This is a genomic window from Micromonospora sp. GCM10011542 (assembly GCF_042650685.1).
GTDB lineage: Bacteria > Actinomycetota > Actinomycetes > Mycobacteriales > Micromonosporaceae > Micromonospora.
In genome coordinates this window covers 1-7,376 of sequence record NZ_JBHSBO010000056.1, presented here as the reverse complement: position 1 = coordinate 7,376, position 7,376 = coordinate 1, and the positions used below count along the sequence as shown (strand labels likewise).

Sequence of the window (7,376 nt, the reverse complement as noted above, 5' to 3'; positions counted from 1 at the left end):
GCCGGACCCTGGCGTTCGTGCTCTCCGGCGGCAACGTCAACGACTGCACCCGCTTCACCCACCTCATGGCCGCCATCCGCATAGAACGTCACGGTCCCGGCCGGCCTCGGGTTCGCCCGGATCACGTCATCGCCGACAAGGGCTACAGCTCCAAGGCAATCCGGGCCGACCTACGCCGGCGAGGCATCGGACACACGATCCCTGAGCGCGCGGACCAACAGGCCAACCGCCGCCGGCGCGGCAGCCGAGGCGGCCGGCCACCGGTGTTCAACAAGCAGCTCTACAAGCGGCGCAACGTCGTCGAACGCTGCTTCAACCGCCTCAAGCAGTGCCGCAGCGTCGCGACCCGCTACGACAAGACCGCGACCTCGTACCAGGCCACCGTCACCATCGCCGCGCTACTCCAATGGTTATGAACCTTTGAAGACACGGCCTAGACCACGAGCCACCGACGGGACTGCTCGGTGCCCTGCAGGGAGCCCGTCCGGAGGGCGCATCCCGAGGGCGCGGGTCCCACGACTCCGCGGATCACGGCTTCGTCACCCAGGGGAACCGCACGCTCTTCGGCTAGAAGCGGATGCGCCTGCCTCTCCGCCCGCCCGCGTTCACGGCAGGTAGCCAACCAGCCGGATCGAGGTGTCACGCCTCAAGTGAAGCCACGAAGTAACGCGTCATGCGGGCGGTTAGCCTTCGCCGGTGGGCAGTGAGTTTCGGCAGGCGATGCGGCTGATGCGTCGACGTGATCCGCAGCAGGCGGAAGATGGCTTCCAGCGGCTGCGCCTGATCGCGGGTCAGCATGTGGATGAGCTGATTGAGGAGTTCAGCGTTGAACGTGATCACGGCCTGCGTTGCTGGCTGCTGGAGCTTGTTGGGGAGGCGCGGTCGGATCAGGCGTTCGACCTGCTGACGGCTGAGTTGCGCAGCGACGATGAGTCGCTGAGAGGGTGGGCAGCTCGGGGTCTGCAGTTGTTGGACAGCCCTGAGGCGCGACGGTTGCTGTGGCAGTGGCGCGAGAGCGGGGCGCCGGGGCGGCTCCGGTCGACGGGCCTTGAAGCGGGTGACCGCCTTGGTGGTGGTGCGGGGTACCTCGGTGACGAGTTGATCGCCGTCGTAAACGCGGCAAGTGGTGCCCGTGTCTTCGACGGTGATTGTGGCTGCGGCGTGGGCGATGCCGACGTGGATGCGTTGACCGGCGATGACCAGGGATCCCCGGCAGCGGACGCGGCGTTCGACCCACACGTGTTCTGAACTCGAGGCGGGTGGGGGTCCGGCAGGGCGGGCGTCGCGGATGCTGGCGGCCTCGGCCTGTGTTAGTGGGTTGGGCAGGCTGCGCAGGAGGACGCCGTCGGTGGTGATCTGCATGAGCCCGCGGTCGAGTCGGACGGTGACGCGCCTGCCGGCGAAGTGGTAGCCGACGGGGTGTTGCCGGCCGGCGAGGCTGATCAGGCCGTTGGCGTTGACGAGCCGTTCGACCTCGATCGGGGTGCCGGCCTGGACGGGTCCGGTGGCGATCGGTGGTGGCCCGGCAGGCTGACCGTCGTCGGCGAGGGGCTGGCGCAGGTGGCCTGGGGTGAGCCGGGACGGCACGGTCTTGAGCCGGACGCCGTCGCTGACTGATGGCCAAGGCTCGGGGATATTGCTGGTCTTTCACGGTATGGGGTGTGGGTGGGTAATCATCTGGCACCTGCGGTCGGCTGCCACATGATGCGTTCGTAGCAGACGAGGGCGGCGAGGACAGCGGTGATCACGCCGAAGGCGCCGAGGGCGGGCAGGCTCCGGGCGACGGGAAGCAGTGCGAGCATGATGCCGGCCGCGACGATTTGGGCGGGTGGGGTGTGTCCGACGGTGAAACGGAGGAACAGGCCCCGGCCGATGAGGTAGACGATCGGGCCGCCGAACAGGGCTGCTGTGGAGGTCCAATCCAGCGGCGCCCCGGCAGGATGCTGCGACGGGTGGTGGGCCAGGTGCTCGAGGACGAGTTCGATGCCCAGGGCCAGGTAGATGATCCCGGCGATGAGCGGGAAGTGGGCCAGGCTGTAGGCGCTGATGGCAGGCCGGACGCGGTCCTGGTCGGGGAGGCGCGCCAGGGCCTGTCCGGCCGGTGCGGCGGCGTTCTCGAAGTACAGCCACCACAGGGCCGTGGCAATGGCCACGGCGAGCAGCGCGGCGATCAGGACCGGCCAGCGGGTGACCGCCGATCCGGCGCCGGCGCCCACCGCGATCAGCGACTCGCCCAGGGCGATAATCAGTAACAGGCCATGCCGGTCGCACAGGTGGCTAGCACTGCGCAACCGAAATCGCTCTCTGCTGAACACCGAGACGCACGCGGTACCGAGGCAGTCGATGAGGAACGCTGCGGCCCACAACAGCGTTTGTGTGGCCCCGCCGAGCACCGCCCCGAGCAGCAGCGGAATCCAGCCCACCGCGATCGGGATGGCATAGCGGAAGCCGGGCGCCGGGATTCGCGGGTTAATGACGGCCACGTGCCAATTGAGTAGGTAAAACACGGTCCGGATCACGATGTACGCCACCGCCACCGTCAGCGCTTCGGACACCGTCGACCTGCCGTGCCCCCACGCGTAGGGGATGATCAAGGCGGCCACCAACATTGCGGCCATTACCACGACCAGCCCGGCGCGGACCAGGCCCACGTCGGCGCGGACCCGGTTGGCCAGCCAGGCGAAGGTAGTGAAGGGCCACCACAGCAGCATCAGGAACACCAGGCCCTGCACCAGGACGAGCGGCGTCGGCGACCCTGCCATGAACGTGGCCACGCGGATGAAGGCGAACGCGAACACCAGGTCGAAGAAGACCTCAAACGGGGTGGTGCGTTGGGCCTCACCAATCGGCACCGGTCGCCGAATCCCCGAGATACGCCCCATACGCGCATCTTCCTACTCATCCGGCCGATACGGACCCGGACGCCTAATATGGTGCCAGTCCACCAGCAGTCCACAGCCGAGACGTTCCCACCGGTCCGGGCGATCTCCGTCGTCGACGCACCGCCTGGACTTCCAGCACCACGCGATTCCGCTGCTCCGTCGCGGCAAACTCCACCAGCACACGGCGCACTGTCACGCAGGTTCCGCAATCAGACAGGCTGGCTGCCGGCGATACCAGGCCAGCCAGCGGTGCACCGCTTGGAGGGAGACTCCGAACGAAGCCACCCATCCGCTGCGCCCGCTACCGGTGCCGGTGAATCTAGCGAGGGTTCGGCCGGGCCGTCTACGGGCCGTCTGGGCCCTTGCTGGGCCGTCAAGAGCTGACCAAGGATGAAGGCGACGACCAGCAGTACCCGAAGAACCGCCAGGCCAGCCGCCATGTGACAGCGGCTGGCCTGGTGGGCGCCGGACGAGTCGACCTCTACGCCGGATTCTGGGTCTTTGATCTCTGGCTTGATACTGCAACGATGCTGGCAATCGGAGGCGGCCGCGGGTGGACGTCTCGTGTGCCACTGACCGAGGAGCCTAGTTGCGTCTGCCCCGTGAGCCTCACCCGGTTGACCGGCCGGGCGTTGTCGTCTTCATGATCATATGTGCCGGTCTTGGAGCGCTTGCGGCGGGCGGATGGAACGGCGATGGAGGGCGGTTCCAGCCGATCGCGGCAGTGCTCGCCATTGTGCTGTTCGCGTGCTTCCTGATCTTGTTCGCGGTGTTCTGGGTTGGGTGGCTGATGCGTGGGCACGAGTTGTGGCGCGAGGAACGGCGAGGGGCGAGAGGCGACGACGGCAATTGAGCCCCGGCAGTGTGGGGCACACAGGGGGCACAAGAGACCGTCAAGCGTCGTCAACCAGCGAGCAACGCTGGCAGCCCGAAGCGCCGCGTGAGCAGGTCACCCACCCCGTTTCCGCTGCTGGTGGGCTAGCGGCTCTAAGTTCCGCTTCAACTACCCGTCGCGGGCGGTGACGTGCTCGGCGACCTGTGGACCGGAGCCGTGGATTGGTAGCGTGACGCGATGGAGCGAGCAGCCGTCTACGTGCTGTCGGCGTTGGTGCTCGCGGGCAGCGTGACGCTCTGGCTGTACTTGAGCTTTCGCCGCGGGGGTGACCGTCCTTCGCAACGCCGAGTTGCAGCATTCTTCCTCAAGTCGGGCATCCACCACCTTCCGGCGATCCTGCCGGTCGCTGCTGCCTTCTGGTATTCGATCGCCCTGGCGGCACTGAGCGCGTTCCTGCCGGAAGGGCCGATCCAGACGGTCGCCATAGCGGCGGGCCTCCTGCTGGTCCTGACCTGCGGCGTGTTGATGGTCGCTTGGGCGTACCGGCCCCCGCACTGGATTTATCCGCGTGGTACCGGGCCAAGTTGGGCCAAGTGCCGAAGCCACTGCGAAGTAAAGGGTCCCGGGCGTGGAGCGCGGTCATGATGTGGATCGGCATCGTGTTCCTGGTCGGTGCTTACGCGGCATACCGACTGGACTCCTCTTGGTTTCTGGTTGGTGTCGCAGCGGTGGTGGGGACTGGCTTCTTCGCTGGTTACGTGATCCGCGATTGACCTGGGGCGGGCCCGCCTCGGGGTGCGGGCCCGAGCCCCGGTACCCGCTGGCGGTCCGACAGGCAGGCATGGTGACGCCCAGCGAGGTCACGGTGGGCGAGACCATGGTGAGGCCGATGGCGGACAGCCACTCGGAAGTGGGCATGGGGACCAGGTCGTGCTGGCCGCCTGGATCATCGCCGAGACCGCCGTCGACCTGGTCGGTACTTTTTGCAAGGGAACCGCCCGACGGAAGCATGCGATCTATCCGCGTCTGCGGGGTGACTAGCTGGGTGACGATGGGAGCGGTCGCCAGCGGACGACGGTGGACGGCCGTGGACTGTTCCAGCAGTTTCCGGCTGGCAGGACAGCAGGTCGGGGAGCCGCGCTTGTTGCCTGGGGGTCAAGGGGTCGTCGGTTCGAATCCGTGAACCGCCCCGGGTTCTGTGGAGACCTTGACGGCGAGGGCGCTCAGCGTGCCCACCTCGATCGTGGTCCACAGCAGCACCTTACTGGAGTCGTTGCCATCTTCGACGAAGTCGTATCCAAGGGACCGCCAGGCCCAGAGGCTTCCGCACACCGAGACGACGGCCGCCGTGGCGCCGAGCGGTGCGCGGGCCAGCCGGGGCGACGAGATCGCGACCCGGGCGCCCTGGCCGTCAAGAACACCGGATTCATCGGCGACTTGGTCGGCTCCTCCCGCGGCGCCCGCCGGCACCCACCTCATCCCGGCGACCGTCGTGGCCTTGATGACGGGGGCTACCATGCCGCTCCGCAGATCGGTCTCGGTAGCGGACGGCTCGGGTGACCAGCCCGCAGGTGGTGACGGCGAGGTCGGCAGCCGCCCGGCGGGGACGGAAACGGGAGCTCCGGCACACGCTCCGAGAGGGCTGTCGTCACGGCACTCGCACCAGGGCGACGCGTCGGCGGTAGTCGGTGGCCACGGCGATGACGAGAGGGCCCCAGGCGAGCAGCGGGGCGTAGTACCGGAGCACCTCCCAGCCGGGAACGGGATGTGATGGTTCGTCCCGGCCCATACCGAGCCAGCCGCTCTGCACGAAGTGAAACGTCTGGTTCAGGAGGAAATACACGCAGATGGCGACCAGCAACCAGCCGCCGGTCAGCGCGGCGATCACGACGGCCCTCGCCGGGATCCACCGGCCACCGAGCAACGGCACCCAGTACGGCACCTGTTGGCCCCAGCGGTGCACCAGCCCGAGTGTCGACAGGGCCAGCCCCATCGACAGTGCAGATAGGAAGATCATGTACCACGTGGTGACACTTTCGTCGGTGAACAGAAGGGACAGTCGCCAGAGCGCGGACGGCAGGACGCAGAGCGGGACGGCGTAGGCGGCCCCAACGGCCCAGGGTGATGGGGCGGCGGCCCAGGGGTGGCCGGAGTCGGTGAGACTCATGAATGCGCCGATCGCTCGAAGGGGCGAGTGTCCGTGACGTACTGCTGACGAGGCCGGGTGACGAGGGCGTAGCCGGCGGTGGTGACTCCCAGTGCCACCCCCCAGCTGAGGAACACCAGTAGCGTGGCGGCCACCGCCCAACCCTCGCGGACCTCCGACCAGGGCGTGTCGCCGGTGAGCACCTGCCGCCCGAACACCGCGACGCTCAGGACGCCGTAGGTGACCAGCGCGAGCGCCACCATCCCGGCGGGGATCACCGCCAAGAGCCGGGGCACCGGCCGGCCCCGTAGTCCCGGCACCCACCGGGGGAACTGCTGCCCCCAACGATGGATCAACCCGAGCACGAGCAGGCCGGTCAGGGACGGCACGAGGGTGATCGCCACGCCTGTCCATGTCGAGAGGTTGTGGTGGATGTCGTCCAGTTGCCGCTGCGATATCCCCAACGGAACGCCGAGCATCCACAGCCCGTGCGGCACGGCCCAACCGATCATCGGCAGCGCGACCGCCGTGTACGCCCAGCGGCGGGTCCAGCGCGGCACCGGTTGGTATCCGGCCGCCCGCGCTGCGCCTGGGGGAGCGCAGGCGTTGGCGAGCCCGGCGAACAGGAGACCGCCGGTGACCAGCGCGAGCCGGGCGACGAGGTCGCGCCAGTCCGAGGGGCGTCCCGCCAACGCCGCGGGGATCTCGAAGAACAGGTGCAGCGGGAACGCGGCGACCAAGAGCAGCGCGGCCGCCGCCCAACTGCCGGCGGTCGAGTAGCGGCCGGGGAAGCGGACTGCGCACACGATCAGCACCGCGAGGGCGGCACCAACCCCCACCGGTCCCCACCCCGCCCAGAAGGGCAGCGTCTCGACGCGGTCCGCGCCGCATCCGCCCGCCGGGTCGACCAGATCGGTACGGTCGCAGGCGGTGTACCCCCAGCGGCCCCCCGCTATCCAGTACGCCCGCAGAGCCACCTCGCCGACGACGAACACGGCGCACGCCACCGCCCACCACCAGATCCGGGCGACCGTTGCTGATTTCGCCTTCATCGCCTGACCCTGGCAGGCGGAGCGATGGTCACCGCCGGGGCGAACCACACCCATCGCGGCGATCTGATTCCGATAGTCATCAACCAATGGTTTACGGCGACGGTCGACCTTCCCTCCCCGGCAACGGGGAATGCGCTCCCTCGGCCGGGGGATCGGCCCTCCGGTGTCCCGTTGCGCTCGCCTGGAGGACTCCTCTGACGCGGCGGACCAGGAGCGGAGGCCTCACGGCACCGGGGGCGGCAGAGGGTTTGCCAGGCCGGCCGCCACTCGTCAAGCAGCGAGTTGGGCTCGCTCGGCACGCTGAGTGCTTCCTGCCCAGGCAGCGCGGCTACCTATGATCTAGATCAAACCGGTTACCAAGCTGATGCTCGGCACCGTCCAAACTGACGGTGGGGTAGAGGGCGGATTCAACTGGTCGTCGCAACACCTTGATCACGGAGGTTTGCGATGGGACGCGGTAA

9 protein-coding genes are annotated in these 7,376 nt (G+C 68.3%); 4 read left to right on the top strand and 5 right to left on the bottom strand.

Features of this window, described 5'->3' with window-relative positions; genetic code table 11:
• Positions 1 to 416, top strand: a 416-nt coding sequence (locus ACFOW4_RS20745) for an IS5 family transposase (protein WP_377530188.1), incomplete at its 5' end; no start/stop codon positions are given.
• A gap of 223 nt (positions 417 to 639) precedes the next feature.
• Here ACFOW4_RS20745 and ACFOW4_RS20740 read toward each other — a convergent pair.
• Together ACFOW4_RS20740 and ACFOW4_RS20735 are read right to left on the bottom strand one after the other, a co-directional pair.
• Positions 640 to 1,587 carry a hypothetical protein gene (locus tag ACFOW4_RS20740; protein ID WP_377530185.1) on the bottom strand — a complete coding sequence of 316 codons (948 nt, stop codon included), beginning with the start codon at positions 1,585 to 1,587 and terminating at the stop codon, positions 640 to 642.
• 86 nt (positions 1,588 to 1,673) lie between these two features.
• The gene (locus ACFOW4_RS20735) at positions 1,674 to 2,882 is read right to left on the bottom strand and encodes a low temperature requirement protein A (RefSeq protein ID WP_377530183.1); all 1,209 of its coding nucleotides are present in this window, start codon (positions 2,880 to 2,882) and stop codon (positions 1,674 to 1,676) included.
• Between the two features lie 589 nt (positions 2,883 to 3,471).
• On the opposite strand from ACFOW4_RS20735, the gene ACFOW4_RS20730 reads away from it, so the two are divergent.
• The 3 genes from ACFOW4_RS20730 to ACFOW4_RS20720 all read left to right on the top strand — a co-directional run bounded on the left by ACFOW4_RS20730 (position 3,472) and on the right by ACFOW4_RS20720 (position 4,490).
• Positions 3,472 to 3,735, top strand: coding sequence for a hypothetical protein (locus ACFOW4_RS20730; RefSeq protein ID WP_377530180.1), 264 nt, complete (start codon positions 3,472 to 3,474; stop codon positions 3,733 to 3,735).
• 219 nt (positions 3,736 to 3,954) lie between these two features.
• Positions 3,955 to 4,362 carry a hypothetical protein gene (locus tag ACFOW4_RS20725; RefSeq protein ID WP_377530177.1) on the top strand — a complete coding sequence of 136 codons (408 nt, stop codon included), beginning with the start codon at positions 3,955 to 3,957 and terminating at the stop codon, positions 4,360 to 4,362.
• Positions 4,359 to 4,490 (top strand): hypothetical protein, encoded by a 132-nt coding sequence (locus ACFOW4_RS20720; protein ID WP_377530174.1) that lies wholly within the window; start codon positions 4,359 to 4,361, stop codon positions 4,488 to 4,490. Before ACFOW4_RS20725 ends, ACFOW4_RS20720 begins: the two co-directional genes overlap by 4 nt.
• A 382-nt stretch (positions 4,491 to 4,872) precedes the next feature.
• Here the strand turns inward: ACFOW4_RS20720 and ACFOW4_RS20715 are convergent, their stop codons facing one another.
• The 3 genes from ACFOW4_RS20715 to ACFOW4_RS20705 all read right to left on the bottom strand — a co-directional run bounded on the left by ACFOW4_RS20715 (position 4,873) and on the right by ACFOW4_RS20705 (position 6,915).
• Complete coding sequence (locus ACFOW4_RS20715) at positions 4,873 to 5,235, bottom strand: hypothetical protein (protein ID WP_377530172.1); 363 nt, start codon at positions 5,233 to 5,235, stop codon at positions 4,873 to 4,875.
• A gap of 130 nt (positions 5,236 to 5,365) precedes the next feature.
• Positions 5,366 to 5,884: a hypothetical protein gene (locus ACFOW4_RS20710; RefSeq protein WP_377530170.1), complete on the bottom strand. Its 519-nt coding sequence runs from the start codon at positions 5,882 to 5,884 to the stop codon at positions 5,366 to 5,368.
• Entirely contained in the window at positions 5,881 to 6,915 is a 1,035-nt protein-coding gene (locus ACFOW4_RS20705) for a hypothetical protein (RefSeq protein ID WP_377530168.1), read from the bottom strand. Before ACFOW4_RS20705 ends, ACFOW4_RS20710 begins: the two co-directional genes overlap by 4 nt.
• Between the last annotated feature and the right edge of the window lie 461 nt (positions 6,916 to 7,376).

Excerpts from the sequence above, each read along its gene's own strand:
- ACFOW4_RS20715 (WP_377530172.1), bottom strand. The coding sequence starts at position 5,235 with ATGGTAGCCCCCGTCATCAAGGCCACGACGGTCGCCGGGATGAGGTGG.
- ACFOW4_RS20710 (WP_377530170.1), bottom strand. The coding sequence starts at position 5,884 with ATGAGTCTCACCGACTCCGGCCACCCCTGGGCCGCCGCCCCATCACCC.
- ACFOW4_RS20720 (WP_377530174.1), top strand. The coding sequence starts at position 4,359 with ATGATGTGGATCGGCATCGTGTTCCTGGTCGGTGCTTACGCGGCATAC.
- ACFOW4_RS20725 (WP_377530177.1), top strand. The coding sequence starts at position 3,955 with ATGGAGCGAGCAGCCGTCTACGTGCTGTCGGCGTTGGTGCTCGCGGGC.
- ACFOW4_RS20735 (WP_377530183.1), bottom strand. The coding sequence starts at position 2,882 with ATGGGGCGTATCTCGGGGATTCGGCGACCGGTGCCGATTGGTGAGGCC.
- ACFOW4_RS20705 (WP_377530168.1), bottom strand. The coding sequence starts at position 6,915 with ATGAAGGCGAAATCAGCAACGGTCGCCCGGATCTGGTGGTGGGCGGTG.